The following is a 26,536-nucleotide window of genomic DNA, read 5'->3' as shown; positions in this document are numbered from 1 at the left end:
GGTGGAAATGAAAATGGCGGCACGTTGGTACATCGTCCACGCATATTCAAATTTTGAAAAGAAGGTGGCTGAAGACATCGAGAACAAGGCTCGCCAGAAGGGGCTTGAGCACCTGTTCGAGAAGATCCTCGTGCCGACTGAAAAGGTGGTGGAAGTGCGTCGCGGCCGCAAGGTCGATTCCGAGCGCAAGTTTTTCCCGGGCTATGTCATGGTTCGTGCCAATCTGACGGACGAAGCCTACCACCTGATCAAGAATACGCCGAAGGTCACAGGTTTCCTCGGCTCCGACAATAAGCCCGTTCCGATTCCGGATTATGAAGCCGAGCGCATTCTCGGTCAGGTCCAGGAAGGTGTCGAGCGGCCGAAGGCCTCCATTACCTTCGAGATCGGCGAGCAGGTCCGCGTTTCCGACGGTCCGTTCGCGTCGTTCAACGGCACGGTTCAGGATGTGGACGAAGAACGTTCGCGCCTGAAAGTGGAAGTGTCGATCTTCGGCCGCGCAACGCCGGTCGAGCTGGAATACGCTCAGGTCGAGAAGGTCTGATTGCAGAAACTGGAAGCTGGCCCTTGCGGCCTGTTTCCTGCGGACCTTGTCCGCACCCGCGTGGAAGGTGAGGGGTCTTAGCCGGACCCTAAGGATCCGCACCACGCAACCGCAGCCGCCGGAGAGATCCGGCATCACGGGCCGGGCGACCGGCCGTTCATGAAAGGCAGAGAGATATGGCTAAGAAAGTTGCAGGCCAGCTCAAGCTTCAGGTCAAGGCAGGATCGGCAAACCCGTCCCCGCCGATTGGTCCGGCGCTTGGTCAGCGTGGCATTAACATCATGGAATTCTGCAAGGCGTTCAATGCCGCCACGCAGGAAATGGAAAAGGGCATGCCGATTCCGGTCGTCATCACCTATTACCAGGACAAGTCCTTCACCTTCGCGATGAAGCAGCCGCCGGTCAGCTACTGGCTGAAGAAGGAAGCGAAGATCACGTCCGGTTCCAAGACGCCCGGCAAGGGCGCCAAGGCCGGCTCCCTCACCAAGGCTCAGATCAAGTCGATCGCAGAAGCCAAGATGAAGGATCTGAACGCAGCGGATATCGAAGGTGCAATGGCGATGATCGAGGGCTCTGCCCGCGCCATGGGCCTGGAAGTGGTGGGTTAAGATCATGGCTGGTAAGCGCACACAGAAGATCAACGAAGGTGTTGATCCCACCAAGCTCTACGCTCTGACCCTGGCCATCGGCATGGTCAAGGAACGGGCTGTCGCCAAGTTCGACGAAACCATCGAAGTCTCGATGAACCTCGGCGTCGACCCGCGCCATGCGGACCAGATGGTTCGCGGCGTCGTCAACCTGCCGAACGGCACGGGCCGTACGGTTCGCGTCGCCGTCTTCGCTCGTGGCGCCAAGGCTGACGAAGCCAAGGCCGCCGGTGCCGATATCGTCGGCGCCGAAGACCTCGTCGAAATCGTCCAGGGCGGCAAGATCGAATTCGATCGCTGCATCGCCACCCCCGACATGATGCCGCTCGTCGGCCGTCTCGGTAAGGTTCTTGGCCCCCGCGGCATGATGCCGAACCCGAAGGTCGGCACCGTCACCATGGATGTCGCCGGAGCCGTCAAGGCTTCCAAGGGCGGCGCTGTCGAGTTCCGCGTCGAGAAGGCCGGCATCGTCCATGCCGGTATCGGCAAGGCCTCTTTCGACGCCAAGGCTCTGGAAGAAAACATCCGCGCCTTTGCTGACGCTGTCATCAAGGCGAAGCCGGCTGGCGCCAAGGGCAACTACGTCAAGCGCGTGGCGATTTCCTCGACCATGGGCCCGGGCGTCAAGATCGAGCCCGGCTCGGTCACCGGTGCTCCGGCTGCGTAAGTTTATGACCGGGCTTTAAGTCCGGCGACTGAATTTCCGGCCTCGCAAGGGGCCGGAATATTCCGGAGAAATCCGGAATCCTGTCCGAGATTGCAGGTGGTTTTCCCTTAATCACTGTGCCTGCATGAGACGGGTAAGACCCGAATTGCAAGAAGTTCGCTTCTAGGAACTCGGTTCGAGCCTTGGATGCCTTGTGCCTCTTTAGCCTTGATTGGCGCGAGAGCGCGGGGGGACAGGATCCTCAAGCGTCGCTTGGGATCTCTCATGATCCCAGGAGGCAAAAGGCAACCGGCGGGCCCATTTTCGGTCCCGCCAACTGGAGATAGGCAGTGGAAAGAGCGGAAAAACGCGAATTCGTCACGGAACTGAACGAAGTCTTCAAGGCTTCGGGCTCAGTTGTCGTGGCCCACTATGCTGGTGCCACAGTCGCGCAGATGAACGATTTTCGTTCGAAGATGCGCGCAGCTGGCGGTACCGTCAAAGTCGCGAAGAACCGCCTGGCCAAGATTGCCCTTCAGGGTACGGAAGCGGAAGGGATGTCCAATCTCTTCAAGGGTCAGACGCTGATTGCATACAGCACCGATCCGATCACCGCTCCGAAGGTCGTCATGGATTTCGCCAAGACCAATGACAAGATCATTGTTCTGGGCGGCGCCATGGGAACAACCACGCTCAACGCCGATGCAGTCAAGTCGCTTGCGACCCTGCCTTCGCTCGATGAGCTGCGTGCGAAGCTGCTGGGCATGATCCAGACACCGGCTACCCGCATCGCTGGGGTTGTTGCAGCACCGGCAAGCCAGCTTGCCCGCGTGTTTGCGGCCTACGCCAAGAAGGACGAAGCCGCGTAAGGCGGTTTTTCGCTGTTTATAATCAACCGGTTCGAACCGAACAAAAGGAACTAGTAAAATGGCTGATCTCGCAAAGATCGTTGACGACCTCTCCTCGCTGACCGTTCTGGAAGCTGCAGAACTGTCGAAGCTTCTCGAAGAAAAGTGGGGCGTTTCCGCTGCTGCTCCGGTAGCTGTTGCTGCCGCTGCCGGCGGTGCTGCTGCTGCTGTCGTTGAAGAAGAAAAGACCGAATTCGACGTCATCCTCGTCGAAGCTGGTGCCAACAAGATCAACGTCATCAAGGAAGTCCGCGCCATCACTGGTCTCGGCCTCAAGGAAGCCAAGGATCTCGTTGAAGCCGCTCCGAAGGCTGTCAAGGAAGGCGTCAACAAGGCTGAAGCCGCTGACATCAAGAAGAAGCTTGAAGACGCTGGCGCCAAGGCCGACGTCAAGTAATCTTGAACTGCTTTTGGGAGGCAGTTCTCTACTGCCTCCCATTTGCCGTTTTTCTGAACGAATTACCCAAAAGCCGCGTCGAAACGGCTTTTGGGTAATGGGTTCTTCAAAAGGATGGTCTCGCACCGAGGGCAGCACAGCAATCCGAGCTGAGCGTTTTCTGGGGTCGGACGAGATTGAACTACTCATTGATTGACGGGATCGACTGGCCATCGGTTCCCGTCCGTTGCAGGCCCGGGTGCAAGATTTTGAAGGAGCGACGATGGCTCAGACCCTTTCGTTCAACGGTCGTAGGCGCGTACGCAAGTTTTTTGGTAAGATCCCCGAAGTCGCAGAAATGCCGAACCTCATCGAGGTTCAGAAGGCGTCCTACGACCAGTTTCTGATGGTTGAAGAGCCGAAGGGCGGCCGACCCGACGAGGGTCTTCAGGCCGTTTTCAAGTCGGTTTTCCCGATCACCGATTTCTCCGGCGCATCCATGCTGGAATTCGTGTCCTACGAGTTCGAACCGCCGAAGTTTGACGTTGACGAATGCCGTCAGCGCGACCTGACCTATGCAGCGCCGCTGAAGGTGACGCTGCGCCTCATCGTGTTCGATATCGACGAGGATACCGGCGCGAAGTCGATCAAGGACATCAAGGAACAGTCCGTTTACATGGGCGACATGCCGCTCATGACCAACAACGGCACGTTCATCGTCAACGGCACCGAGCGCGTCATCGTCTCCCAGATGCACCGTTCGCCGGGCGTCTTCTTCGACCACGACAAGGGCAAGAGCCATTCGTCCGGCAAGCTGCTCTTTGCTGCGCGCGTCATCCCCTATCGCGGTTCCTGGCTCGATATCGAATTCGACGCCAAGGACATCGTCTATGCTCGTATCGACCGCCGCCGTAAGATCCCTGTCACGTCGCTGCTGATGGCGCTCGGCATGGACGGCGAGGAAATCCTCGACACCTTCTACACGAAGTCGCTCTACAAGCGCGACGGCGAAGGCTGGCGCATTCCCTTCAAGCCGGAAACGCTGAAGGGTGCCAAGGCGATCACCGAGATGGTCGACGCCGATACCGGCGAAGTCGTCGTCGAAGCCGGCAAGAAGCTGACCCCGCGCCTGCTGCGCACACTGTCCGACAAGGGTCTGAAGGCCCTCAAGGCCGCCGACGACGATCTGTATGGCAACTACCTTGCCGGCGATATCGTCAACTACTCGACGGGTGAAATCTACCTCGAGGCCGGCGACGAAATCGACGAGAAGACGCTTGGTATCATCCTGGCGAACGGCTTCGACGAGATCCCGGTTCTCGGCATCGATCACATCAATGTCGGCGCCTATATCCGCAACACGCTGACAGCTGACAAGAACGAGAACCGTCAGGACGCTCTGTTCGACATCTACCGCGTCATGCGTCCGGGTGAGCCGCCGACCATGGAATCGGCCGAAGCCATGTTCAACTCGCTGTTCTTCGATGCGGAGCGTTACGACCTCTCCGCCGTTGGCCGCGTCAAGATGAACATGCGCCTCGACCTGACCGTCGAAGACACCGTCCGCATCCTGCGCAAGGACGACATCCTGGCCGTGGTCAGGATGCTGGTCGAACTGCGCGACGGCAAGGGCGAGATCGACGACATCGACAACCTCGGCAACCGCCGCGTCCGTTCGGTCGGCGAGCTGATGGAAAACCAGTACCGTCTCGGCCTGCTTCGCATGGAGCGCGCGATCAAGGAACGCATGTCCTCGATCGAGATCGACACGGTCATGCCGCAGGATCTGATCAATGCCAAGCCGGCAGCTGCTGCCGTGCGTGAATTCTTCGGTTCCTCGCAGCTTTCGCAGTTCATGGACCAGGTCAACCCGCTCTCGGAAATCACCCACAAGCGCCGTCTTTCGGCTCTTGGCCCGGGCGGTCTGACCCGTGAGCGCGCCGGCTTCGAAGTCCGCGACGTGCATCCGACCCACTATGGCCGCATCTGCCCGATCGAAACGCCGGAAGGCCCGAACATCGGTCTCATCAACTCGCTTGCTACCTTTGCCCGCGTCAACAAGTACGGCTTCATCGAAAGCCCGTACCGCCGCATCGTCGACGGCAAGGTGACGAGCGACGTGCTCTACCTCTCCGCCATGGAAGAGGCGAAGTACTACGTCGCCCAGGCCAACGCCGAGATGAACGCTGACGGTTCCTTCGTCGACGAATTCGTCGTCTGCCGTCATGCCGGCGAAGTCATGCTCGCCCCGCGCGATAGCATGAACCTGATGGACGTCTCGCCGAAGCAGGTCGTTTCGGTCGCAGCCGCGCTTATCCCGTTCCTGGAAAACGACGACGCCAACCGCGCGCTCATGGGCTCGAACATGCAGCGTCAGGCAGTGCCGCTGCTGCGTGCCGAAGCTCCGTTCGTCGGTACCGGCATGGAGCCGGTCGTCGCCCGTGACTCGGGTGCTGCCATCGGCGCCCGCCGCGGCGGCGTGGTCGACCAGGTCGACGCGACGCGTATCGTTATCCGCGCCACGGAAGACCTCGAAGCCGGCAAGTCCGGCGTCGATATCTACCGCCTGCAGAAGTTCCAGCGTTCGAACCAGAACACCTGCGTCAACCAGCGTCCGCTGGTCACCGTCGGTGACGAGGTCAACCGCGGCGACATCCTCGCCGACGGCCCGTCGACCGATCTCGGCGACCTGGCACTCGGCCGCAACGCGCTCGTCGCGTTCATGCCCTGGAACGGCTACAACTACGAAGACTCGATCCTGCTCTCCGAGCGTATCGTCGCCGACGACGTGTTCACCTCCATTCACATCGAGGAATTCGAAGTGATGGCGCGCGACACCAAGCTTGGTCCTGAGGAAATCACCCGCGATATTCCGAACGTTTCGGAAGAAGCGCTGAAGAACCTCGACGAAGCCGGCATCGTCTATATCGGCGCCGAAGTTCAGCCGGGCGATATCCTCGTCGGCAAGATCACACCGAAGGGCGAAAGCCCGATGACGCCGGAAGAAAAGCTTCTGCGCGCCATCTTCGGCGAAAAGGCCTCCGACGTGCGCGACACCTCCATGCGCATGCCGCCCGGCACCTACGGCACCATCGTCGAAGTCCGCGTCTTCAACCGCCACGGCGTTGAAAAGGACGAGCGCGCGATGGCGATCGAGCGCGAAGAAATCGAGCGTCTGGCAAAGGACCGCGACGACGAGCAGGCGATCCTCGACCGTAACGTCTACGGCCGTCTGATCGAGATGCTGCGTGGCCAGGCCTCCATCGCCGGCCCGAAGGGCTTCAAGAAGGGAGCCGAGCTTTCGAACGCCGTCGTCTCCGAATATCCCCGCTCGCAGTGGTGGATGTTTGCGGTCGAAGACGAAAAGGTCCAGAGCGAACTCGAAGCGCTCCGCGGTCAGTACGACGAATCCAAGTCGCGCCTTGAACAGCGCTTCATGGACAAGGTCGAAAAGGTCCAGCGCGGCGATGAAATGCCTCCTGGCGTCATGAAGATGGTCAAGGTCTTCGTCGCCGTAAAGCGCAAGATCCAGCCGGGCGACAAGATGGCCGGCCGTCACGGGAACAAGGGCGTCGTTTCGCGCATTGTGCCGGTGGAGGACATGCCTTTCCTCGAAGACGGTACGCACGTCGACGTCGTTCTGAACCCGCTCGGCGTGCCTTCGCGCATGAACGTCGGCCAGATCCTGGAAACGCATCTGGGTTGGGCTTGCGCCGGCATGGGTCGCCAGATCGGCGAACTGATCGACGCATACAAGGCCAATGGCAACATTGAGCCGCTGCGCAAGACCATCGGCGATGTCGTCGGAGACGGCCCGAAGGCCGAGCAGGTTCATGAGTTCGACGACGACTCGGTTCTGCGTCTCGCCGACCAGTGGAAGCGCGGCGTTTCGATTGCGACGCCTGTTTTCGACGGCGCGAACGAAGCCGACGTCAACGACATGCTGCGTCTGGCAGGTCTCAAGGATAGCGGTCAGTCGACGCTCTATGATGGCCGTACCGGTGAGCAGTTCGACCGTCAGGTGACCGTGGGCTACATCTACATGCTGAAGCTCAACCACTTGGTCGACGACAAGATCCACGCTCGTTCGATCGGTCCTTACTCGCTCGTGACCCAGCAGCCGCTGGGCGGCAAGGCGCAGTTCGGCGGCCAGCGCTTCGGCGAAATGGAAGTCTGGGCGCTCGAAGCATACGGCGCGGCCTACACGCTGCAGGAAATGCTGACGGTGAAGTCGGACGACGTCGCCGGCCGCACCAAGGTCTACGAAGCCATCGTCCGCGGAGACGACACGTTCGAAGCCGGTATTCCGGAAAGCTTCAACGTTCTCGTCAAGGAAATGCGCTCGCTGGGCCTCAGCGTCGAGCTCGAGAACACCAAGCTTGACGAGGCGCAGGCAGCTCAGCTGCCCGACGCGGCCGAGTAAGCACTTGATAGGGCGTGCGCTGCCAACGCGGCGCACGCCGGTCCCACCGGGCGCCGTATCCGTGTCGGCCCGGAAGGGAAGTTTCGCCGCATCCAGCGGTTATTCTCGTTTAAGCGAGGGAGGCGGCTCCCGGGAATTTGCCGCCGACCATCGCATTTTGAGGGCGCTTTAGCCCATGAAGGAGACAGGCATGAACCAAGAGGTCATGAATCTTTTCAATCCGCAGGTGCCTGCACAGAATTTCGATTCCATTCGGATTTCGATCGCGTCTCCGGAGAAGATCCTCTCCTGGTCTTACGGTGAGATCAAGAAGCCGGAAACCATCAACTACCGTACGTTCAAGCCGGAACGCGACGGTCTGTTCTGCGCGCGCATCTTCGGGCCGATCAAGGACTACGAATGCCTGTGCGGCAAGTACAAGCGCATGAAGTACAAGGGCATCATCTGCGAAAAGTGCGGCGTCGAAGTCACGCTGTCGCGCGTTCGCCGTGAGCGCATGGGCCATATCGAGCTCGCCGCTCCCGTTGCCCACATCTGGTTCCTGAAGTCGCTGCCATCACGCATTTCGACGCTGCTCGACATGACGCTGAAGGATGTCGAGCGCGTCCTCTACTTCGAAAACTACATCGTCACCGAGCCGGGCCTGACCGCCCTGAAGGAGCACCAGCTCCTCTCGGAAGAAGAGTACATGCTCGCTGTCGACGAATACGGCGAAGACCAGTTCACCGCGATGATCGGCGCCGAGGCGATCTACGAGATGCTGGCCTCGATGAACCTCGAAAAGATCGCTGGCGACCTGCGTGCCGAGCTTGCCGACACCACGTCGGATCTCAAGCAGAAGAAGCTGATGAAGCGCTTGAAGATCGTCGAGAACTTCATGGAGTCGGGCAACCGTCCGGAATGGATGATCATGAAGGTCGTTCCGGTCATCCCGCCGGATCTGCGTCCGCTGGTTCCGCTCGACGGCGGCCGTTTCGCGACGTCGGATCTGAACGATCTCTACCGCCGCGTCATCAACCGTAACAACCGTCTGAAGCGCCTGATCGAGCTTCGTGCGCCTGGCATCATCATCCGCAACGAAAAGCGCATGCTGCAGGAATCCGTTGACGCGCTGTTCGACAACGGCCGTCGCGGCCGTGTCATCACCGGCGCCAACAAGCGTCCGCTGAAGTCGCTCTCCGACATGCTGAAGGGCAAGCAGGGCCGCTTCCGCCAGAACCTGCTCGGCAAGCGCGTCGACTATTCCGGCCGTTCGGTCATCGTCACCGGTCCGGAACTGAAGCTGCACCAGTGCGGCCTGCCGAAGAAGATGGCGCTCGAGCTCTTCAAGCCGTTCATCTATGCCCGCCTCGACGCCAAGGGTTACTCCTCGACCGTCAAGCAGGCCAAGAAGCTGGTCGAAAAGGAAAAGCCTGAGGTCTGGGATATCCTCGACGAGGTCATCCGCGAGCATCCGGTTCTCTTGAACCGCGCACCGACGCTGCACCGCCTGGGCATCCAGGCCTTCGAACCTATCCTGGTCGAAGGCAAGGCGATCCAGCTGCATCCGCTCGTCTGCACGGCCTTCAACGCCGACTTCGACGGCGACCAGATGGCCGTTCACGTGCCGCTGTCGCTCGAAGCCCAGCTCGAAGCCCGCGTGCTGATGATGTCGACCAATAACATCTTGCATCCGGCCAACGGCGCGCCGATCATCGTTCCCTCGCAGGACATGGTTCTCGGCCTCTACTATCTGTCGATCCTCAACCAGAACGAGCCGGGCGAAGGCATGGCCTTCTCCGATCTCGGCGAGCTGCATCACGCCCTCGAAAGCAAGGTCGTGACGCTGCACACCAAGATCCGCGGCCGCTTCAAGTCGGTCGACGAGGATGGCAAGCCTTACTCGAAGATCTATGAGACGACGCCTGGCCGTCTGCTCATCGGCGAACTGTTGCCGAAGAACGGCAAGGTGCCCTTCGATATCTGCAACCAGGAAATGACCAAGAAGAACATCTCGAAGATGATCGACACGGTCTATCGCCATTGCGGCCAGAAGGACACGGTCATTTTCTGCGACCGCATCATGCAGCTCGGCTTCGCCCACGCCTGCCGCGCCGGCATTTCGTTCGGCAAGGACGACATGGTCATTCCGGATGCCAAGGCCAAGATCGTTGCCGACACCGAAAACCTGGTGAAGGAATACGAGCAGCAGTACAATGACGGCCTCATCACCCAGGGCGAGAAGTACAACAAGGTTGTCGACGCCTGGGGCAAGGCGACCGAAAAGGTCGCCGAAGAGATGATGGCGCGCATCAAGGCGGTCGAATTCGACGAGAAGACCGGTCGCCAGAAGCCGATGAACTCGATCTACATGATGAGCCACTCCGGTGCCCGCGGTTCTCCGAACCAGATGCGCCAGCTGGGCGGCATGCGTGGCCTCATGGCCAAGCCGTCTGGCGAAATCATCGAGACCCCAATCATCTCGAACTTCAAGGAAGGCCTGACCGTCAACGAGTACTTCAACTCGACCCACGGCGCCCGTAAGGGTCTGGCAGACACCGCCCTGAAGACCGCCAACTCCGGCTACCTGACCCGCCGTCTCGTCGACGTCGCGCAGGATTGCATCGTCACGCACGTCGATTGCGGAACGCAGACAGGCCTCACCATGACCGCCATCGTCGATGCCGGCCAGGTGGTTGCCTCGATCGGCGCCCGTATCCTCGGCCGCACGGCGCTCGACGACATCGATCATCCGGTCACGGGTGAGCGCATCGTCGATGCCGGCAGGATGATCCTCGAGCCCGACGTCGTCGAAATCGAGAAGGCTGGCATCCAGTCGATCCGCATCCGCTCGGCACTGACCTGCGAAATCCAGACGGGCGTCTGCTCGGTCTGCTACGGCCGCGACCTCGCGCGTGGTACGCCGGTCAATATGGGCGAAGCCGTCGGCGTCATCGCTGCTCAGTCGATCGGCGAGCCGGGCACCCAGCTCACCATGCGTACCTTCCACCTTGGCGGTACGGCAACCGTGGTCGACCAGTCGTTCCTCGAAGCCTCGTACGAAGGTACGGTGCAGATCAAGAATCGCAACATCCTGCGCAACTCCGATGGCAACCTCGTTGCCATGGGCCGCAACATGACCGTCCAGATCTTGGACGAACGTGGTGTCGAGCGGTCGTCGCAGCGTGTGGCCTACGGTTCGAAGCTGCATGTCGACGAAGGCGACAAGGTCAAGCGCGGCCAGCGCCTGGCGGAGTGGGACCCCTACACCCGTCCGATGATGACGGAAGTGGCCGGTACCGTTCAGTTTGAAGATCTGGTCGACGGTCTCTCCGTTCTGGAAGCGACCGACGAATCGACCGGCATCACCAAGCGTCAGGTCATCGACTGGCGTTCGACCCCGCGCGGCTCGGACCTCAAGCCGGCGATCGTCATCAAGGATGCCAGCGGCAATATCGCCAAGCTTTCCCGTGGTGGTGACGCCCGCTTCTTCCTCTCGGTCGATGCGATCCTGTCGGTCGAGCCGGGCACGAAGGTCTCCCAGGGTGACGTTCTCGCCCGTTCGCCGCTCGAAAGCGCCAAGACCAAGGACATCACCGGCGGTCTGCCGCGTGTTGCCGAGCTGTTCGAAGCCCGCCGTCCGAAGGACCACGCCATCATCGCAGAGATCGATGGTACGATCCGTCTCGGCCGCGACTACAAGAACAAGCGTCGCGTCATCATCGAGCCGGCGGAAGACGGTGTCGAGCCTGTCGAATACCTGATCCCGAAGGGCAAGCCCTTCCACCTTCAGGAAGGCGACTATATCGAAAAGGGTGACTACATCCTCGACGGTAACCCGGCTCCGCACGACATCCTGGCGATCAAGGGCGTGGAGGCTCTGGCCTCCTACCTCGTCAACGAGATCCAGGAAGTCTACCGCCTGCAGGGCGTCGTCATCAACGACAAGCACATCGAGGTGATTGTCCGTCAGATGCTGCAGAAGGTGGAAATCACCGATGCAGGCGACTCGACCTATATCGTCGGCGACAATGTCGACCGGATCGAGCTCGAAGACGTCAACGATCACCTGATCGAGCAGGGCAAGAAGCCAGCCTACGGCGATCCGGTTCTTCTCGGCATCACCAAGGCATCGCTGCAGACCCCGTCCTTCATCTCGGCCGCGTCCTTCCAGGAAACGACCAAGGTGCTGACGGAAGCTGCAATCGCCGGCAAGACCGACGGTCTGCAGGGTCTGAAGGAAAACGTCATCGTCGGCCGCCTCATCCCGGCCGGTACCGGCGGCACCATGACCCAGATCCGCCGCATCGCCACGTCGCGCGACGAGATGATCCTCGAAGAGCGCCGCAAGGGCACGGGTGCTGCCGTTGCCACGCCGATGCTGCAGGACATGGCCGAAAAGGCTCCGGCTGCGGAATAACCCGCGGCTGAAGTCGATAAATTGAAAAACCGCCCGGAGCGATCCGGGCGGTTTTTGTTTTATCTGCTCTGATTATTTGGCGGGGAGGGAGGCTGCTTCCGCTTATGCCGCCTTGACAGCGTGACCAGCGGCTCCCTTCAGTTGAACCGGATGATCGCGACTTCGCCTTCGACGGCGCCCTGGTAGGCAGATGCGTGCGGCTCTTCGGCCGGGACCTCGGTCAGCATGCCGATCTGGTCGAGATCTGCCTCGATGAAGCCTTCCTCGGCTAGGGCGTTCAAGGCCTCGCGTACGGCAGTGTCGTCGTCAGGCGCCTTCAGCATGATGTGCAGGTCGATGCCTTCGCTGGCGTCGGACTCGTAGCCCTTGCCGATGATGATGAAGATCATCGGGCCGTCGAAATTATTGTCGTTATCAGGTGTCGTGATCATCGCCTGTCCTTCGGCTCTTTGACGATTCGGTCGCTCGAATCCTGCTGGGAGGGCCGAACGCCGCAATTGCTGATTCCTTAACTGCTTTTGCTGCAATGCCCAAGTTTTTATCTTGGGGCACAGCCGTGAATTCGTCTAGAAGGATGAAACAGGGCGTTCGGCCGGCATATCAAGGCGATACGGCGAGTTTATTTCTTAACCGGCCTTGACGAGACGGGTGGAAACCAGTAGTACCCCGGCCATCAGATCCCATGTGAGGCTTGGCTGTTCGGGGCGACTCGCCCTGAAGTTCACCTCAAACAAGGTTCTAAACGCACGTTGAAGTCATGATGCTGCACGCACGACGCATATTCTATGCGTCCTCTGCTCCTTGTGGTCCATCTGCGGAAGCGGATCGGGCCATATTTTGCGCATTGACGGAAAGCGCGCGTCACTGCCGGAGACGGCGCGAGTTCAAGCCCGCAAGGGTACTGAGATAAAACGTAAGGGATGGTTGAATGCCTACCGTAAACCAGCTGATCCGCAAGCCTCGCCAGGCGAACGTAAAGCGTAACAAGGTTCCCGCACTCCAGGAGAACCCGCAGAAGCGCGGCGTTTGCACGCGCGTCTACACGACGACGCCGAAGAAGCCGAACTCGGCTCTGCGTAAGGTCGCAAAGATCCGCCTGACCAACGGCTTCGAAGTCATTGGATACATCCCCGGCGAAGGTCACAACCTTCAGGAACACTCCGTCGTCATGATCCGTGGCGGCCGCGTCAAGGACCTTCCGGGTGTCCGTTATCACATCATCCGCGGCGTTCTCGATACCCAGGGTGTCAAGAACCGCAAGCAGCGCCGCTCCAAGTACGGCGCGAAGCGTCCGAAGTAATTCGGTTTTTGAATAATCCGGCGCTGCGCGAGGTCCTCCGCGTCATGAAGCGCCTTAACGGTTGAAGAGACAAAATATGTCCAGACGTCATAAAGCAGAAAAGCGCGAGATCAATCCGGACCCGAAGTTCGGCGATCTCGTCGTCACCAAGTTCATGAATGCCATCATGCTCGACGGCAAGAAGTCCGTTGCTGAAAACATCGTCTACGGTGCGTTCGACGTAGTCCAGGGCAAGGCCAAGCAGGAGCCGCTCACGGTTTTCCACTCTGCGCTTGAGAACATTGCCCCGCACGTTGAAGTTCGCTCGCGTCGTGTCGGTGGTGCGACCTATCAGGTCCCCGTCGATGTTCGTCCGGAGCGCCGCCAGGCTCTTGCTATTCGCTGGCTGATCGCTGCTGCCCGCAAGCGCAATGAAACGACTATGGTTGACCGCCTTTCCGGCGAACTGCTCGATGCGTCCAACAACCGCGGCTCCGCCGTCAAGAAGCGCGAAGACACGCACAAGATGGCTGACGCCAACCGCGCGTTCTCGCACTATCGCTGGTAATTCCGAACGGTATCGAAAGGCAGTCCACAATGGCTCGCGAATATAAGATCGAAGACTACCGTAATTTCGGTATCATGGCGCATATCGACGCCGGCAAGACCACGACCACCGAGCGTATTCTTTATTACACCGGCAAGTCGCACAAGATCGGCGAAGTCCACGACGGCGCAGCCACCATGGACTGGATGGAGCAGGAGCAGGAGCGTGGCATCACGATCACCTCTGCTGCCACCACGACCTACTGGAAGGGCCGTGACGGCAAAACGCGCCGCTTCAACATCATCGACACTCCCGGCCACGTCGACTTCACCATTGAAGTCGAGCGTTCGCTGCGCGTTCTCGACGGCGCCATCGCGCTGCTCGACGCTAACGCCGGTGTTGAGCCGCAGACGGAAACCGTCTGGCGTCAGGCTGAAAAGTACAATGTCCCGCGGATGATCTTCTGCAACAAGATGGACAAGACCGGTGCGGACTTCTACCGCTCCGTCGAGATGATCAAGACCCGTCTCGGTGCAACGGCTGTCGTCATGCAGCTGCCGATCGGTGCAGAAACCGAATTCAAGGGCGTCATCGACCTGGTCGAGATGAACGCACTCATCTGGCGCGACGAGTCGCTCGGCGCCCAGTGGGATGTCGTCGAGATCCCCGAGGACATGAAGGCCAAGGCTGAAGAATATCGCGAAAAGCTGATCGAGACGGTCGTCGACATCGACGAAGCCGCCACCGAAGCTTACCTCGAAGGCATTCTGCCCGACAACGATCAGATCCGTGCGCTGGTTCGCCGCGGCACGATCGACGTCAAGTTCCATCCGATGTTCTGCGGCACCGCCTTCAAGAACAAGGGCGTGCAGCCGCTGCTCGACGCCGTCGTCGACTACCTGCCGTCGCCGATGGACATCCCGGCGATCAAGGGCATCGATTTCAAGACGGAAGCCGAAATCGAGCGTCATGCCGATGACAGCGAGCCGCTTTCCATGCTCGCCTTCAAGATCATGAACGACCCCTTCGTCGGTTCGCTGACCTTCGCCCGCATCTACTCCGGCAAGCTCGAGAAGGGCACGTCGGTCATCAACACGGTCAAGGACAAGCGCGAGCGCGTCGGCCGTATGCTGCAGATGCACTCCAACTCGCGTGAAGACATCGAAGAAGCCTTCGCAGGCGACATCGTTGCTCTCGCTGGCCTCAAGGAAACCACGACGGGCGACACGCTCTGCGATCCGCTGAAGCCGGTTATCCTCGAGCGCATGGAATTCCCGGAGCCGGTCATCCAGATCGCCATCGAGCCGAAGACCAAGGGCGACCAGGAAAAGATGGGCCTCGCGCTCAACCGCCTGGCTGCTGAAGATCCGTCCTTCCGCGTCAAGACCGACCAGGAATCAGGCCAGACCATCATCGCCGGCATGGGCGAACTGCATCTCGACATCATCGTCGACCGCATGCGTCGTGAATTCAAGGTCGAAGCAACTGTCGGCGCGCCGCAGGTTGCCTACCGCGAAACCATCACCCGGACGCATGAAGAAGACTACACGCACAAGAAGCAGTCCGGTGGTACCGGCCAGTTCGCGCGCGTCAAGATCGTCTTCGAACCGAACCCGGACGGCGACGAATTCAAGTTCGAATCGAAGATCGTCGGCGGTTCCGTTCCGAAGGAATATATCCCCGGCGTCCAGAAGGGCATCGAAAGCGTTCTGTCTTCGGGTCCGCTCGCAGGCTTCCCGATGCTCGGCGTCAAGGCGACCCTCATCGACGGCGCCTTCCACGACGTCGACTCCTCGGTTCTTGCCTTCGAAATCGCATCGCGTGCCTGCTTCCGTGAAGCAGCCAGGAAGGCCGGCGCTCAGCTGCTCGAGCCGATGATGAAGGTCGAAGTCGTCACCCCGGAAGATTACGTCGGCGACGTTATCGGCGACCTGAACTCCCGTCGCGGTCAGATCCAGGGCCAGGAAAGCCGTGGTATCGCCGTCGTCATCAACGCGAACGTCCCGCTCGCGAACATGTTCAAATACGTCGACAACCTGCGCTCCATGTCCCAGGGCCGCGCCCAGTACACGATGACCTTCGATCACTATTCGCCGGTCCCGTCGAACGTCGCAACTGAAATCCAGGCAAAGTATTCCGGTCAGAAGTGACCGGAATACCAATTGACCGATAACAAGAATTAGATCCCTTCGGGGACTAGCAAAACGGAGACCCGAAAATGGGAAAGAGTAAGTTTGAGCGCAACAAGCCGCACGTCAACATTGGCACGATTGGCCACGTTGACCACGGCAAGACGTCTCTGACGGCAGCGATCACGAAGTACTTCGGTGAGTACAAGGCGTACGACCAGATCGACGCGGCTCCGGAAGAAAAGGCGCGTGGCATCACGATTTCGACGGCTCACGTTGAATACGAGACGCCGGCCCGCCACTACGCCCACGTCGACTGCCCCGGCCACGCCGACTACGTCAAGAACATGATCACCGGTGCTGCCCAGATGGACGGCGCGATCCTGGTGTGCTCGGCCGCTGACGGCCCGATGCCGCAGACGCGCGAACACATCCTGCTGGCTCGCCAGGTCGGCGTTCCGGCAATCGTTGTGTTCCTGAACAAGGTCGACCAGGTTGACGACGCCGAGCTTCTCGAACTGGTCGAGCTCGAAGTTCGTGAACTGCTGTCGTCCTACGACTTCCCGGGCGACGATATCCCGATCGTCAAGGGTTCAGCGCTTGCTGCTCTCGAAGATTCGGACAAGAAGATCGGCGAAGACGCGATCCGCGAACTGATGGCTGCTGTCGACGCCTACATCCCGACGCCTGAGCGTCCGATCAACCTGCCGTTCTTGCTGCCGATCGAAGACGTGTTCTCGATCTCTGGCCGCGGTACGGTTGTGACCGGCCGCGTCGAGCGTGGCATTGTCAAGGTTGGCGAAGAAGTCGAGATCGTCGGCATCCGCCCGACGACGAAGACGACGGTGACCGGCGTTGAAATGTTCCGCAAGCTGCTCGATCAGGGCCAGGCTGGCGACAACATCGGCGCGCTGATCCGCGGCGTTACCCGTGACGGCGTTGAGCGTGGCCAGATTCTGTGCAAGCCGGGTTCGGTCAAGCCGCACAAGAAGTTCATGGCTGAAGCCTACATCCTGACGAAGGAAGAGGGTGGCCGTCATACGCCGTTCTTCACCAACTACCGTCCGCAGTTCTACTTCCGCACGACCGACGTGACGGGCATCGTAACGCTGCCGGAAGGCACCGAGATGGTCATGCCGGGCGACAACGTCACGGTATCGGTCGAGCTGATCGTTCCGATCGCGATGGAAGAAAAGCTGCGCTTCGCTATCCGCGAAGGCGGCCGCACCGTCGGCGCCGGTATCGTCGCGTCGATCGTCGAGTAATTAGCGGCTGGGCCACCTGGCCCAAGGAAAGGATAGGGACGCCGATCTCGGTGTCCCTCTCGATCTTTGAAACCGGTGGCCCGCTAACGTAACTGAAGGTAAGCCGTGTCCCTAAGTGGTGACACGCGGATAACAGACACAAGGATAAAGTCGAATGAACGGCCAGAATATCCGCATCCGCCTGAAGGCGTTCGATCACCGGATTCTCGACGCCTCCACGCGTGAGATCGTATCGACGGCTAAGCGCACCGGTGCAAGCGTCCGGGGCCCCGTTCCGCTTCCGACCCGCATCGAGAAGTTTACGGTCAACCGGTCCCCGCACATCGACAAGAAGAGCCGCGAACAGTTCGAGATGCGCACGCATAAGCGCCTTCTCGATATCGTTGACCCGACCCCGCAGACGGTAGACGCGCTGATGAAGCTCGATCTCGCCGCCGGTGTCGATGTTGAGATCAAGCTCTGAGACCTCGGGTCTTCGGGCTGAGTGAGAAGGATTGAACCGATGCGTTCAGGTGTGATTGCACAGAAGGTGGGAATGACCCGCGTCTATAACGACGCCGGCGAGCATGTCCCGGTAACGGTACTGCGTATGGAAGGCTGCCAGGTCGTAGCCACGCGCACTGTCGAAAAGAATGGCTATACCGCAGTTCAGCTCGGTGCCGGCCAGGCGAAGGTGAAGAACACGTCCAAGGCGATGCGTGGCAACTTTGCCATCGCCAACGTCGAGCCGAAGGCCAAGCTCACTGAATTCCGCGTTTCGGAAGATCAGCTGCTTGAGGTCGGCACTGAGATCAAGGCGGGTCACTTTGCAGCCGGTCAGCTCGTCGACGTGACGGGCACCACGATCGGTAAGGGTTTTGCCGGCGCCATGAAGCGCCACGGTTTCGGCGGTCTGCGTGCCACGCACGGTGTGTCGGTGTCTCACCGTTCGCACGGTTCGACCGGCTCGCGCCAGGATCCGGGCAAGGTTTTCAAGAACAAGAAGATGGCTGGTCACATGGGCCAGACGCGCGTCACGACGCAGAACCTGGAAGTGGTTTCGACCGACGAAGATCGTGGTCTGATCCTGATCAAGGGTGCTGTTCCTGGTTCCAAGGGTGCTTGGATCATCGTGCGCGACGCCGTCAAGTCGGCCGCGAAGTAAGGGAGCCAGATCAATGGAATTCAACGTCAAGACCCTCGAGGGAAAAGACGCCGGGAAGGTTTCCCTTTCGGACGCGATTTTCGGCCTCGAGCCCCGTGAAGACATTCTCGCCCGCGTCATTCGCTGGCAGCTTGCCAAGAAGCAGCAGGGCACGCACAAGGCTAAGGGCCGCGCGGAAGTTTCGCGCACCGGCGCCAAGATGTACAAGCAGAAGGGTACGGGCCGCGCCCGCCACCATTCGGCTCGCGCTCCGCAGTTCCGCGGCGGCGGTAAGGCTCACGGCCCGGTCGTCCGCAGCCACGAGCACGATCTTCCGAAGAAGGTTCGTGCACTCGGCCTTCGCCACGCCCTTTCGGCCAAGATCAAGGCCGATGACGTCATCGTCATCGACAACCTGGTTGCCGCTGAAGCCAAGACCAAGTCGCTCGCGTCTGTTTTCGAGACGCTCGGCCTGACCAACGCCCTCTTCATCGGCGGCGCAGAGCTTGACGGCAACTTCAAGCTCGCAGCTCAGAACATCCCGAACATCGATGTTCTGCCGATCCAGGGCATCAACGTTTACGACATCGTGCGCCGCGGCAAGCTCGTGCTTTCCAAGGCTGCGGTTGAAGCGCTAGAGGAGCGATTCAAGTGACCGATCTTCGCCACTACGATGTGATCGTCTCTCCGGCGATCACCGAAAAGTCCACGCTGGTATCCGAAAACAACCAGGTTGTTTTCAATGTCGCCAAGCAGGCGACGAAGCCGGAAATCAAGGCTGCGGTCGAGGCGCTGTTCGGCGTCAAGGTCACGGCTGTCAACACTCTGCTGCGCAAAGGCAAGACCAAGCGGTTCCGCGGTTTCGTCGGCAAGCAGAAGGACGTGAAGAAGGCTGTTGTGACGCTGGCTGAAGGCCAGACGATCGACGTCTCCACCGGTCTCTGAGGTATAAGAAAATGGCATTGAAAACTTTCAATCCGATCACCCCGAGCCAGCGCCAGCTGGTCATCGTCGACCGTTCGGCCCTCTACAAGGGCAAGCCGGTCAAGGCGCTGACGGAAGGTCTGACCAAGAGCGGCGGTCGTAACAACCTCGGCCGCATCACCGCCCGCTTCATCGGCGGCGGTCACAAGCGCACCTATCGTCTGATCGACTTCAAGCGTCGCAAGTTCGACGTCGAAGGCACGGTCGAGCGTATCGAATACGATCCGAACCGCACGGCTTTCATCGCGCTGGTGAACTATGCTGACGGCGAGAAGGCTTATATTCTCGCTCCTCAGCGTCTCGCTGCCGGTGACAAGGTCATCGCTTCCGAGAAGGCTGTCGACGTCAAGCCCGGCAACACCATGCCGCTGCAGTTCATCCCGGTCGGCTCCATCATCCACAATGTGGAAATGAAGCCGGGCAAGGGTGGTCAGATCGCTCGCTCCGCCGGTGGCTACGCACAGCTCGTCGGCCGCGACCAGGGCATGGCGATCCTTCGCCTGAACTCCGGTGAACAGCGTCTCGTTCATGGCTCCTGCCTTGCTTCGATCGGCGCGGTCTCCAACCCTGATCACGCCAACATCAACGACGGCAAGGCCGGTCGTACCGTTTGGCGCGGCAAGCGTCCGCATAACCGCGGTGTCGTCATGAACCCGGTCGACCATCCGCACGGCGGTGGTGAAGGCCGCACCTCCGGTGGTCGCCATCCGGTGACGCCGTGGGGCAAGCCGACCAAGGGCAAGCGCACCCGGTCGAACAAGTCGACCGACAAGATGATCATGCGCTCGCGTCATCAGCGTAAGAAGTAAGAGAGGAAGTCTCCAATGGCTCGTTCAGTATGGAAAGGTCCGTTCGTTGACGGCTATCTTCTCAAGAAGGCTGAGAAGGTTCGTGAAGGCGGTCGTAGTGAAGTGATCAAGATCTGGAGCCGACGCTCCACGATCCTGCCGCAGTTCGTCGGTCTCACCTTCGGCGTCTACAACGGCAGCAAGCATATCCCGGTCAGCGTCAATGAAGACATGGTCGGTCACAAATTCGGTGAATTCTCTCCGACCCGCACCTACTACGGTCACGGCGCGGACAAGAAGGCGAAGAGGAAGTAACAATGGGCAAGGCAAAAGCCGAACGCCGGCTGAAGGACAACGAGGCGCAAGCAGTCGCCCGCACGCTCCGCGTCAGCCCCCAGAAGCTCAACCTGGTTGCTGCGGCTATCCGTGGCAAGAAGGTAGAGCGCGCACTCGCTGAGCTGGAGTTCTCCCGCAAGCGCATCGCAGGCGCCGTCAAGAAGACGCTCGAATCTGCGATCGCCAATGCCGAGAACAACCACGATCTCGACGTCGACTCGCTGGTTGTCGCCGAGGCCTATGTCGGCAAGTCGATCGTCATGAAGCGTTTCCACGCTCGTGGCCGCGGTCGCGCGTCGCGCATCGAAAAGCCCTTCGCGCACCTGACGATCGTCGTTCGTGAAGTGCAGGCAGCAGAGGAGGCCGCATAATGGGTCAGAAAATCAATCCAATCGGTTTCCGTCTCGGCATTAACCGTACCTGGGATAGCCGCTGGTTTGCGGATAATGCCGAGTACGGTCAGCTGCTGCACGAAGACCTGAAGATGCGTAAGTTCGTCATGAGCGAACTGAAGCAGGCCGGGATCTCCAAGGTGGTCATCGAGCGTCCGCACAAGAAGTGCCGCGTCACGATCCACTCGGCACGTCCGGGCCTGATCATCGGCCGCAAGGGCGCTGACATCGACAAGCTTCGCAAGAAGCTGTCGGAGATGACCAATTCGGAAACGCACCTCAACATCGTCGAAGTGCGCAAGCCCGAAGTCGATGCGACGCTGGTCGCTCAGTCGATCGCCCAGCAGCTCGAGCGTCGCGTGGCTTTCCGTCGCGCCATGAAGCGCGCCGTTCAGTCCGCGATGCGTCTTGGCGCCGAAGGCATCAAGATCACCTGCGCCGGCCGTCTCGGTGGCGCTGAAATCGCCCGTACGGAATGGTACCGCGAAGGTCGTGTGCCGTTGCACACGCTGCGCGCCGACATCGACTACGGCACGGCTGAAGCAGAAACCGCGTTCGGCATCTGCGGCATCAAGGTCTGGATCTTCAAGGGCGAAATCCTTGAGCATGATCCGATGGCTTCCGAGCGCCGCGCGATGGAAGGTGACGCCCAGGGTCCGGCAAGCCGTGATCGTGACCGCGACAGAGACCGTCGCCGCGACAACGCTTGATAGCGCGCGTGGCAGAGAAGTTCGGAGAATAAGAAAATGTTGCAGCCAAAGCGTACCAAGTACCGCAAGCAGTTCAAGGGCCGCATCAAGGGCGTCGCCAAGGGCGGTTCTGACCTGGCATTCGGCGAATTCGGCCTGAAGGCACAGGAACCCAACCGCGTCAACGCGCGCGAGATCGAAGCGGCCCGCCGCGCGATCACGCGTTATATGAAGCGCGCCGGCCGTGTATGGATCCGCGTGTTCCCGGACGTTCCGGTAACCAAAAAGCCGACCGAAGTCCGTATGGGTAAGGGTAAGGGCTCCGTTGAATACTGGGCATGCAAGGTCAAACCTGGCCGTATGATGTTCGAGATCGACGGTGTCAGCGAAGAAATCGCCCGTGAGGCGCTTCGCCTCGGCTCTGCCAAGCTCTCGGTCAAGACGCGCTTCGTTCAGCGCATTGCAGAGTAAGGGATTGAGCTCATGAAAGCCTCAGACGTTCGCGGTTTCACCGCCGACCAACTCAAGGACGAGCTTGCCAAGCTGAAGAAGGAGCAGTTCAACCTGCGCTTCCAGAAGGCGACCGGCCAGCTCGAAAAGTCCTCGCGCATCAACGAAGTCCGCAAGGACATCGCCCGCGTGAAAACCATTGCCCGCCAGAAGGCGGCAGAAGTTAAGGCCTAAAGGAAGAAAAATATGCCGAAGCGCATCCTGCAGGGCGTCGTCGTTGGCGACAAGAACGAGAAGACGGTAGTGGTTCGTGTCGAGCGTCGTTTCGCTCACCCGCTGCTCCAGAAGACCGTTCGTCGTTCCAAGAAGTACAAGGCCCACGACGAGAACAATCAGTACAAGATTGGCGATACCGTATCCATCGAGGAATGCGCGCCGATCTCCAAGGACAAGCGCTGGACGGTAATTTCCGCCCAGGGCAAGTAACAGAATTTTGCGCGAGGCCTTGCGTCTCGCCGAAATATCTGTATGAAGCAGCGTCAGAACGCTCGAATGCCGGGCGTTCTTTTGCTTTGAGCGCACGGAAGGTCCCGTTCGGGAAACCACCCTGGCACGATCGATCCCGCGCTATTCAGCTATTGCCGCGTCTGTGCTGCCGTCATGGCAGCTCGGCCGGCGAAAATTTTCATAAGCCGGAGTAGGGGGCTAGCCCAACCATTCCGGTAAACCAAGAAGGCGACCTGATATGATTCAGATGCAAACAAACCTCGACGTCGCGGATAATTCCGGCGCACGTCGTGTCATGTGCATCAAGGTGCTGGGCGGCTCGAAGCGCAAGTATGCCTCGATCGGCGACGTCATCGTCGTTTCGATCAAGGAAGCGATCCCGCGCGGCCGTGTGAAGAAGGGTGACGTGATGAAGGCGGTTGTCGTTCGCACCGCTAAGGACATCCGTCGTCCGGATGGCTCCGTCATCCGCTTCGACACCAACGCAGCAGTCCTCATCGACAACAAGAAAGAGCCGATCGGCACCCGTATCTTCGGACCGGTTCCGCGCGAACTTCGCGCCAAGAACCACATGAAGATCATCTCGCTGGCTCCCGAAGTACTGTAAGGAGCGAAGCGATGCAGAAGATTCGTAAGGGCGACAAGGTCGTCATGCTCGCTGGCAAGGACAAGGGCCGTACCGGCGAAGTTGTCCAGGTCATGCCGAAGGAAGATCGTGCCGTTGTTCGTGGCGTCAACGTCGTCAAGCGCCACCAGCGCCAGACGCAGACCCAGGAAGCCGGCATCATCAACAAGGAAGCCCCGGTTCACCTGTCCAACGTTGCAATCATCGACAAGGACGGCAAGCCGACCCGCGTCGGTTTCAAGGTTGTTGACGGCAAGAAGGTCCGTGTGGCCAAGCGTTCTGGAGAAGTGATCGATGGCTGAGGCAAAATATGAGCCGCGGCTCAAGAAGGAATATGTCGAGCGCATCCGCAAGGCGATGCAGGAGCAGTTCTCCTACGCCAACGAGATGATGATCCCGAAGCTCGACAAGATCGTGATCAACATGGGTGTCGGCGAAGCGACCGCTGACTCGAAGAAGCCGACGGTAGCTGCCGCCGACCTCGCAGCGATCGCCGGCCAGAAGCCGGTCATCACCCGCGCACGTAACTCTATCGCAGGCTTCAAGGTCCGCGAACAGATGCCGATCGGCGCGAAGGTCACCCTGCGCGGCGCCCGCATGTACGAGTTCATGGACCGTCTCGTGAACATCGCGCTCCCGCGCGTTCGCGACTTCCGCGGCCTGAACCCGAAAAGCTTTGACGGCCGTGGCAACTTCGCCATGGGCATCAAGGAGCACATTGTGTTCCCTGAGATCAACTACGACAAGGTTGATCAGATGTGGGGCATGGACATCATCGTTTGCACGACGGCGACGACCGACGACGAAGCACGGGCTCTTCTGAAAGAGTTCAGCTTCCCGTTCCGTCAATAACCGTAACGACGAGCGTAGAAAAGGAACCTGACATGGCGAAGACAAGCGCAGTTGAAAAGAACAAGCGCCGCCGTACTACGGTCGCTAACCAGGCCGCTAAGCGGGCTGGGTTGAAGGCGATCATCATGAACCAGGCTCTTCCGATCGAAGAGCGGTTCAAGGCCTCGATCAAGCTGGCATCCCTGCCGCGTGATGGATCGAAGACCCGTATTCGCAACCGTTGCGAAGTTTCGGGGCGTCCGCGCGCATATTACCGCAAACTGCGCATGTCGCGTATTGCGCTGCGTGAACTCGGCAATCTCGGCAAGGTGCCGGGTATCGTCAAGTCGAGCTGGTAAGGAGCAGGTTACATGACAATGACTGATCCGTTGGGCGATATGCTCACTCGCATCCGTAACGGCGCTTCCCGCCGCAAGTCGTCGGTCTCGACGCCTGCTTCGAAGCTCCGTGCACGTGTTCTCGATGTTCTGCAGTCCGAAGGCTACATCCGTGGCTACTCCGTTGTCGATTTCGGCAATGGCAAGTCGGAACTCAGCATCGAGCTGAAATATTATGAAGGCGCATCGGTGATCCGTGAGATCGGCCGTGTGTCCAAGCCGGGCCGCCGGGTTTATGTCTCGGTCAAGTCCATTCCGCAGGTCGCGAACGGTCTCGGCATCACCATCCTTTCGACTCCGAAGGGTGTGATGGCCGATCACCAGGCTCGCGAACAGAACGTTGGTGGCGAGGTTCTTTGCTCGGTCTTCTAAGATCGAGCAGGGATCTCCATAGCGAACAGACAGGATTGAAACATGTCTCGTATCGGTAAAAAGCCCGTTCAGGTGCCTGCTGGGATCACGGCTACGGTCGATGGCCAGAAGGTGACTGCAAAGGGCCCGAAGGGCGAGCTGTTTTTCGTTGCTAACGACGAAATCAGCCTCAAGCTTGAAAATAACGCCGTCGTCGTGACGCCGGTGAATCAGACCAAGGATGCGCGCTCAAAGTGGGGCATGTCCCGCACGATGATCGAAGGCATCTTCAAGGGCGTCAAGGACGGTTTCGAGCGCAAGCTTGAAATCAACGGCGTCGGTTACCGCGCCGCCATGCAGGGCAAGAACCTGCAGCTGGCCCTCGGTTTCAGCCATGACGTGATCTACGAGCCGCCGGTCGGTATCTCGATCGTTGTTCCGAAGCCGACGGAAATCGTCGTCAGCGGCATCAACAAGCAGCAGGTCGGTCAGGTTGCCGCCGAAATCCGCGAATATCGCGGTCCCGAGCCCTACAAGGGCAAGGGCGTCAAGTACGCTGACGAGCGGATCGTCCGCAAAGAAGGCAAGAAGAAGTAAGGATCACGCGAAATGGCTAGCAGGAAAGAAGCACTTGCACGTCGTGCCAACCGCGTGCGCCGTCATCTCAAGTCGGTGGCCAACGGCCGTCCGCGCCTGTCGGTTCATCGCTCCTCGAAGAACATCTACGCCCAGGTCATCGATGACGTGGCCGGCAAGACGCTTGCGTCTGCCTCCACCCTCGAGAAGGATCTGCGCGGTTCTCTGAAGACCGGTGCCGATACCGCCGCCGCTACCGTTGTGGGCAAGCTCCTCGCAGAGCGCGCCTCCAAGGCCGGTGTTACGGAAGTCGTGTTCGACCGTGGCGCCTTCATCTATCACGGCCGCATCAAGGCTCTCGCCGAAGCGGCCCGCGAAGGCGGTCTCACCTTCTGATCAGTTTCCGGCCGGACGCCTCAAGCGCCGGCCGGATTTTCGCCGGACCGCAGGCACTCTCCGAAAGGGGAGGCTAATGCGGTCCACATTTGTTTGCCGATTGCACCCGGAAAAGAAAAAGGAAGAGGACAATGGCACAGGAAAGAAGGCCGCAGCGGGACGACCGCCAGAGCCGTGAAGAGCGCGATAGCGAATTCGTCGACAAGCTTGTCGCGATCAACCGCGTCGCCAAGGTCGTCAAGGGCGGCCGTCGTTTCGGTTTCGCAGCACTCGTCGTCGTTGGCGACCAGAAGGGCCGCGTTGGCTTCGGCCATGGCAAGGCACGTGAAGTGCCGGAAGCCATCCGCAAGGCAACCGAAGCCGCCAAGCGCGAACTGATCTTCGTACCGCTGCGTGACGGCCGTACGCTGCATCACGACGTTCACGGTCGCCACGGCGCCGGCAAGGTTCTGCTGCGCTCGGCCAAGGTCGGTACCGGCATCATCGCCGGCGGTCCGATGCGCGCCGTATTCGAAACACTCGGCATGCACGACGTCGTCGCCAAGTCGACCGGTTCGTCGAACCCCTACAACATGGTTCGCGCCACCTTCGACGCTCTGAAGCACCAGGTTCACCCGAAGGACATCGCAGCTCAGCGCGGCATCAAGTATGCAACGCTGCAGGCTCGTCGTAGCGCCTCCGGCAACGCCTCTGAAGAATAAGAGGAGTTTGACAGATGGCCAAGGCTACTAAGAAGGCTGAAGCGAAGACTGTCACGATCGAACAGATCGGCAGCCCGATTCGCCGTCCGGATGTCCAGCAGCGCACGCTGATCGGTCTCGGACTGAACAAGATGCACCGTCGCCGCACACTGGAGGATACCCCTTCCGTTCGTGGCATGATCCGTGCTGTCCAGCATCTCGTTCGCGTCGTCGACGAGAAGTGAGA

The 26,536-nt window shown here is 59.9% G+C and carries 32 protein-coding genes; 31 read left to right on the top strand and 1 reads right to left on the bottom strand.

The annotated features are described in order from the left end of the window. The first annotated feature begins 13 nt into the window (after positions 1-13). The 7 genes from nusG (at position 14) to rpoC (ending at position 11,943) form a co-directional block, all read left to right on the top strand. Complete coding sequence (gene nusG, locus FFM53_RS03975; protein WP_003547516.1) at positions 14-544, top strand: transcription termination/antitermination protein NusG; 531 nt, start codon at positions 14-16, stop codon at positions 542-544. 176 nt (positions 545-720) lie between these two features. Further along, positions 721-1,152 (top strand): 50S ribosomal protein L11, encoded by a 432-nt coding sequence (rplK, locus tag FFM53_RS03970; protein WP_003547518.1) that lies wholly within the window; start codon positions 721-723, stop codon positions 1,150-1,152. Positions 1,153-1,156: 4 nt separating this feature from the next. Continuing rightward, the gene (rplA, locus tag FFM53_RS03965) at positions 1,157-1,858 is read left to right on the top strand and encodes a 50S ribosomal protein L1 (protein WP_003547520.1); all 702 of its coding nucleotides are present in this window, start codon (positions 1,157-1,159) and stop codon (positions 1,856-1,858) included. Positions 1,859-2,187: 329 nt separating this feature from the next. Further along, positions 2,188-2,706 carry a 50S ribosomal protein L10 gene (rplJ, locus tag FFM53_RS03960; protein ID WP_003547522.1) on the top strand — a complete coding sequence of 173 codons (519 nt, stop codon included), beginning with the start codon at positions 2,188-2,190 and terminating at the stop codon, positions 2,704-2,706. A 58-nt stretch (positions 2,707-2,764) separates the two neighbouring features. After that, complete coding sequence (gene rplL, locus FFM53_RS03955) at positions 2,765-3,142, top strand: 50S ribosomal protein L7/L12 (protein ID WP_003547523.1); 378 nt, start codon at positions 2,765-2,767, stop codon at positions 3,140-3,142. Between the two features lie 262 nt (positions 3,143-3,404). Beyond that, the gene (gene rpoB / locus FFM53_RS03950; protein ID WP_012757017.1) at positions 3,405-7,544 is read left to right on the top strand and encodes a DNA-directed RNA polymerase subunit beta; all 4,140 of its coding nucleotides are present in this window, start codon (positions 3,405-3,407) and stop codon (positions 7,542-7,544) included. A 190-nt stretch (positions 7,545-7,734) separates the two neighbouring features. Next, positions 7,735-11,943 (top strand): DNA-directed RNA polymerase subunit beta', encoded by a 4,209-nt coding sequence (gene rpoC / locus FFM53_RS03945; RefSeq protein WP_026158635.1) that lies wholly within the window; start codon positions 7,735-7,737, stop codon positions 11,941-11,943. 137 nt (positions 11,944-12,080) lie between these two features. Here rpoC and FFM53_RS03940 read toward each other — a convergent pair whose 3' ends face one another. After that, positions 12,081-12,374 carry a hypothetical protein gene (locus FFM53_RS03940; protein WP_003547528.1) on the bottom strand — a complete coding sequence of 98 codons (294 nt, stop codon included), beginning with the start codon at positions 12,372-12,374 and terminating at the stop codon, positions 12,081-12,083. Between the two features lie 497 nt (positions 12,375-12,871). Between FFM53_RS03940 and rpsL the strand changes: the two genes are divergently transcribed. From rpsL to rpmD, 24 genes are all read left to right on the top strand, one after another. Further along, positions 12,872-13,243, top strand: coding sequence for a 30S ribosomal protein S12 (gene rpsL / locus FFM53_RS03935; protein ID WP_003547537.1), 372 nt, complete (start codon positions 12,872-12,874; stop codon positions 13,241-13,243). A 76-nt stretch (positions 13,244-13,319) separates the two neighbouring features. Continuing rightward, on the top strand, positions 13,320-13,790 hold the full coding sequence (rpsG, locus tag FFM53_RS03930) for a 30S ribosomal protein S7 (protein ID WP_011651422.1): 471 nt from the start codon (positions 13,320-13,322) through the stop codon (positions 13,788-13,790). Positions 13,791-13,819: 29 nt separating this feature from the next. Then, the gene (fusA, locus tag FFM53_RS03925) at positions 13,820-15,919 is read left to right on the top strand and encodes an elongation factor G (RefSeq protein ID WP_017993648.1); all 2,100 of its coding nucleotides are present in this window, start codon (positions 13,820-13,822) and stop codon (positions 15,917-15,919) included. A gap of 68 nt (positions 15,920-15,987) precedes the next feature. Next, complete coding sequence (tuf, locus tag FFM53_RS03920) at positions 15,988-17,163, top strand: elongation factor Tu (protein WP_020049533.1); 1,176 nt, start codon at positions 15,988-15,990, stop codon at positions 17,161-17,163. A 154-nt stretch (positions 17,164-17,317) separates the two neighbouring features. Next, complete coding sequence (gene rpsJ, locus FFM53_RS03915; protein WP_003547547.1) at positions 17,318-17,626, top strand: 30S ribosomal protein S10; 309 nt, start codon at positions 17,318-17,320, stop codon at positions 17,624-17,626. Between the two features lie 39 nt (positions 17,627-17,665). Further along, a complete protein-coding gene (rplC, locus tag FFM53_RS03910) occupies positions 17,666-18,307 on the top strand; it encodes a 50S ribosomal protein L3 (RefSeq protein ID WP_003547548.1) in 642 nt (213 codons plus the stop codon). A 13-nt stretch (positions 18,308-18,320) separates the two neighbouring features. Beyond that, entirely contained in the window at positions 18,321-18,941 is a 621-nt protein-coding gene (gene rplD / locus FFM53_RS03905; protein ID WP_003547549.1) for a 50S ribosomal protein L4, read from the top strand. Further along, a complete protein-coding gene (locus FFM53_RS03900) occupies positions 18,938-19,231 on the top strand; it encodes a 50S ribosomal protein L23 (protein WP_003547550.1) in 294 nt (97 codons plus the stop codon). The genes rplD and FFM53_RS03900 overlap by 4 nt, the downstream gene beginning before the upstream one ends. An 11-nt stretch (positions 19,232-19,242) precedes the next feature. Further along, positions 19,243-20,079 carry a 50S ribosomal protein L2 gene (rplB, locus tag FFM53_RS03895; protein WP_003547551.1) on the top strand — a complete coding sequence of 279 codons (837 nt, stop codon included), beginning with the start codon at positions 19,243-19,245 and terminating at the stop codon, positions 20,077-20,079. A 15-nt stretch (positions 20,080-20,094) separates the two neighbouring features. Further along, positions 20,095-20,373: a 30S ribosomal protein S19 gene (gene rpsS, locus FFM53_RS03890; RefSeq protein WP_003547552.1), complete on the top strand. Its 279-nt coding sequence runs from the start codon at positions 20,095-20,097 to the stop codon at positions 20,371-20,373. A gap of 2 nt (positions 20,374-20,375) precedes the next feature. Then, positions 20,376-20,765, top strand: a complete 390-nt coding sequence (rplV, locus tag FFM53_RS03885; protein WP_003547553.1) for a 50S ribosomal protein L22 — start codon at positions 20,376-20,378, stop codon at positions 20,763-20,765. Then, entirely contained in the window at positions 20,765-21,496 is a 732-nt protein-coding gene (gene rpsC / locus FFM53_RS03880; RefSeq protein ID WP_003547554.1) for a 30S ribosomal protein S3, read from the top strand. Before rplV ends, rpsC begins: the two co-directional genes overlap by 1 nt. Positions 21,497-21,532: 36 nt before the next feature. Continuing rightward, positions 21,533-21,946: a 50S ribosomal protein L16 gene (gene rplP / locus FFM53_RS03875; RefSeq protein WP_003547555.1), complete on the top strand. Its 414-nt coding sequence runs from the start codon at positions 21,533-21,535 to the stop codon at positions 21,944-21,946. Between the two features lie 12 nt (positions 21,947-21,958). Continuing rightward, entirely contained in the window at positions 21,959-22,159 is a 201-nt protein-coding gene (rpmC, locus tag FFM53_RS03870; RefSeq protein WP_003547556.1) for a 50S ribosomal protein L29, read from the top strand. Positions 22,160-22,171: 12 nt separating this feature from the next. Continuing rightward, positions 22,172-22,411: a 30S ribosomal protein S17 gene (rpsQ, locus tag FFM53_RS03865; protein WP_003547557.1), complete on the top strand. Its 240-nt coding sequence runs from the start codon at positions 22,172-22,174 to the stop codon at positions 22,409-22,411. A gap of 259 nt (positions 22,412-22,670) precedes the next feature. Next, the gene (rplN, locus tag FFM53_RS03860) at positions 22,671-23,039 is read left to right on the top strand and encodes a 50S ribosomal protein L14 (RefSeq protein WP_003573790.1); all 369 of its coding nucleotides are present in this window, start codon (positions 22,671-22,673) and stop codon (positions 23,037-23,039) included. 11 nt (positions 23,040-23,050) lie between these two features. Further along, a complete protein-coding gene (gene rplX, locus FFM53_RS03855; protein ID WP_003547559.1) occupies positions 23,051-23,359 on the top strand; it encodes a 50S ribosomal protein L24 in 309 nt (102 codons plus the stop codon). After that, a complete protein-coding gene (gene rplE, locus FFM53_RS03850; protein WP_018067987.1) occupies positions 23,352-23,909 on the top strand; it encodes a 50S ribosomal protein L5 in 558 nt (185 codons plus the stop codon). The genes rplX and rplE overlap by 8 nt, the downstream gene beginning before the upstream one ends. A gap of 32 nt (positions 23,910-23,941) precedes the next feature. Further along, positions 23,942-24,247: a 30S ribosomal protein S14 gene (gene rpsN, locus FFM53_RS03845; protein ID WP_003547561.1), complete on the top strand. Its 306-nt coding sequence runs from the start codon at positions 23,942-23,944 to the stop codon at positions 24,245-24,247. A 12-nt stretch (positions 24,248-24,259) separates the two neighbouring features. Continuing rightward, positions 24,260-24,658, top strand: coding sequence for a 30S ribosomal protein S8 (rpsH, locus tag FFM53_RS03840; protein ID WP_003547562.1), 399 nt, complete (start codon positions 24,260-24,262; stop codon positions 24,656-24,658). A gap of 42 nt (positions 24,659-24,700) precedes the next feature. After that, the gene (gene rplF, locus FFM53_RS03835) at positions 24,701-25,234 is read left to right on the top strand and encodes a 50S ribosomal protein L6 (protein ID WP_003547563.1); all 534 of its coding nucleotides are present in this window, start codon (positions 24,701-24,703) and stop codon (positions 25,232-25,234) included. 12 nt (positions 25,235-25,246) lie between these two features. Further along, positions 25,247-25,609, top strand: a complete 363-nt coding sequence (rplR, locus tag FFM53_RS03830; protein ID WP_003547564.1) for a 50S ribosomal protein L18 — start codon at positions 25,247-25,249, stop codon at positions 25,607-25,609. 131 nt (positions 25,610-25,740) lie between these two features. Then, positions 25,741-26,310 (top strand): 30S ribosomal protein S5, encoded by a 570-nt coding sequence (gene rpsE, locus FFM53_RS03825; RefSeq protein ID WP_003547565.1) that lies wholly within the window; start codon positions 25,741-25,743, stop codon positions 26,308-26,310. Positions 26,311-26,324: 14 nt separating this feature from the next. Further along, positions 26,325-26,534, top strand: a complete 210-nt coding sequence (rpmD, locus tag FFM53_RS03820) for a 50S ribosomal protein L30 (RefSeq protein WP_003547566.1) — start codon at positions 26,325-26,327, stop codon at positions 26,532-26,534. The last annotated feature ends 2 nt before the right edge of the window (positions 26,535-26,536 follow it).

Source organism: Rhizobium indicum (genome assembly GCF_005862305.2).
Classification (GTDB): Bacteria; Pseudomonadota; Alphaproteobacteria; order Rhizobiales; family Rhizobiaceae; genus Rhizobium; species Rhizobium indicum.
The sequence above is the reverse complement of the archived record's forward strand: the minus strand, read 5'-3'. Positions and strand labels throughout refer to the sequence as shown.

What these genes read in the sequence shown, in the direction of transcription:
- nusG (WP_003547516.1), top strand. Translation starts at nt 14, where the DNA reads ATGGCGGCACGTTGGTACATCGTCCACGCATATTCAAATTTTGAAAAG.
- rplK (WP_003547518.1), top strand. Translation starts at nt 721, where the DNA reads ATGGCTAAGAAAGTTGCAGGCCAGCTCAAGCTTCAGGTCAAGGCAGGA.
- rplA (WP_003547520.1), top strand. Translation starts at nt 1,157, where the DNA reads ATGGCTGGTAAGCGCACACAGAAGATCAACGAAGGTGTTGATCCCACC.
- rplL (WP_003547523.1), top strand. Translation starts at nt 2,765, where the DNA reads ATGGCTGATCTCGCAAAGATCGTTGACGACCTCTCCTCGCTGACCGTT.
- rpoB (WP_012757017.1), top strand. Translation starts at nt 3,405, where the DNA reads ATGGCTCAGACCCTTTCGTTCAACGGTCGTAGGCGCGTACGCAAGTTT.
- rpoC (WP_026158635.1), top strand. Translation starts at nt 7,735, where the DNA reads ATGAACCAAGAGGTCATGAATCTTTTCAATCCGCAGGTGCCTGCACAG.
- FFM53_RS03940 (WP_003547528.1), bottom strand. Translation starts at nt 12,374, where the DNA reads ATGATCACGACACCTGATAACGACAATAATTTCGACGGCCCGATGATC.
- rpsL (WP_003547537.1), top strand. Translation starts at nt 12,872, where the DNA reads ATGCCTACCGTAAACCAGCTGATCCGCAAGCCTCGCCAGGCGAACGTA.
- rpsG (WP_011651422.1), top strand. Translation starts at nt 13,320, where the DNA reads ATGTCCAGACGTCATAAAGCAGAAAAGCGCGAGATCAATCCGGACCCG.
- fusA (WP_017993648.1), top strand. Translation starts at nt 13,820, where the DNA reads ATGGCTCGCGAATATAAGATCGAAGACTACCGTAATTTCGGTATCATG.
- tuf (WP_020049533.1), top strand. Translation starts at nt 15,988, where the DNA reads ATGGGAAAGAGTAAGTTTGAGCGCAACAAGCCGCACGTCAACATTGGC.
- rpsJ (WP_003547547.1), top strand. Translation starts at nt 17,318, where the DNA reads ATGAACGGCCAGAATATCCGCATCCGCCTGAAGGCGTTCGATCACCGG.
- rplC (WP_003547548.1), top strand. Translation starts at nt 17,666, where the DNA reads ATGCGTTCAGGTGTGATTGCACAGAAGGTGGGAATGACCCGCGTCTAT.
- rplD (WP_003547549.1), top strand. Translation starts at nt 18,321, where the DNA reads ATGGAATTCAACGTCAAGACCCTCGAGGGAAAAGACGCCGGGAAGGTT.
- rplB (WP_003547551.1), top strand. Translation starts at nt 19,243, where the DNA reads ATGGCATTGAAAACTTTCAATCCGATCACCCCGAGCCAGCGCCAGCTG.
- rpsS (WP_003547552.1), top strand. Translation starts at nt 20,095, where the DNA reads ATGGCTCGTTCAGTATGGAAAGGTCCGTTCGTTGACGGCTATCTTCTC.
- rplV (WP_003547553.1), top strand. Translation starts at nt 20,376, where the DNA reads ATGGGCAAGGCAAAAGCCGAACGCCGGCTGAAGGACAACGAGGCGCAA.
- rpsC (WP_003547554.1), top strand. Translation starts at nt 20,765, where the DNA reads ATGGGTCAGAAAATCAATCCAATCGGTTTCCGTCTCGGCATTAACCGT.
- rplP (WP_003547555.1), top strand. Translation starts at nt 21,533, where the DNA reads ATGTTGCAGCCAAAGCGTACCAAGTACCGCAAGCAGTTCAAGGGCCGC.
- rpmC (WP_003547556.1), top strand. Translation starts at nt 21,959, where the DNA reads ATGAAAGCCTCAGACGTTCGCGGTTTCACCGCCGACCAACTCAAGGAC.
- rpsQ (WP_003547557.1), top strand. Translation starts at nt 22,172, where the DNA reads ATGCCGAAGCGCATCCTGCAGGGCGTCGTCGTTGGCGACAAGAACGAG.
- rplN (WP_003573790.1), top strand. Translation starts at nt 22,671, where the DNA reads ATGATTCAGATGCAAACAAACCTCGACGTCGCGGATAATTCCGGCGCA.
- rplX (WP_003547559.1), top strand. Translation starts at nt 23,051, where the DNA reads ATGCAGAAGATTCGTAAGGGCGACAAGGTCGTCATGCTCGCTGGCAAG.
- rplE (WP_018067987.1), top strand. Translation starts at nt 23,352, where the DNA reads ATGGCTGAGGCAAAATATGAGCCGCGGCTCAAGAAGGAATATGTCGAG.
- rpsN (WP_003547561.1), top strand. Translation starts at nt 23,942, where the DNA reads ATGGCGAAGACAAGCGCAGTTGAAAAGAACAAGCGCCGCCGTACTACG.
- rpsH (WP_003547562.1), top strand. Translation starts at nt 24,260, where the DNA reads ATGACAATGACTGATCCGTTGGGCGATATGCTCACTCGCATCCGTAAC.
- rplF (WP_003547563.1), top strand. Translation starts at nt 24,701, where the DNA reads ATGTCTCGTATCGGTAAAAAGCCCGTTCAGGTGCCTGCTGGGATCACG.
- rplR (WP_003547564.1), top strand. Translation starts at nt 25,247, where the DNA reads ATGGCTAGCAGGAAAGAAGCACTTGCACGTCGTGCCAACCGCGTGCGC.
- rpsE (WP_003547565.1), top strand. Translation starts at nt 25,741, where the DNA reads ATGGCACAGGAAAGAAGGCCGCAGCGGGACGACCGCCAGAGCCGTGAA.
- rpmD (WP_003547566.1), top strand. Translation starts at nt 26,325, where the DNA reads ATGGCCAAGGCTACTAAGAAGGCTGAAGCGAAGACTGTCACGATCGAA.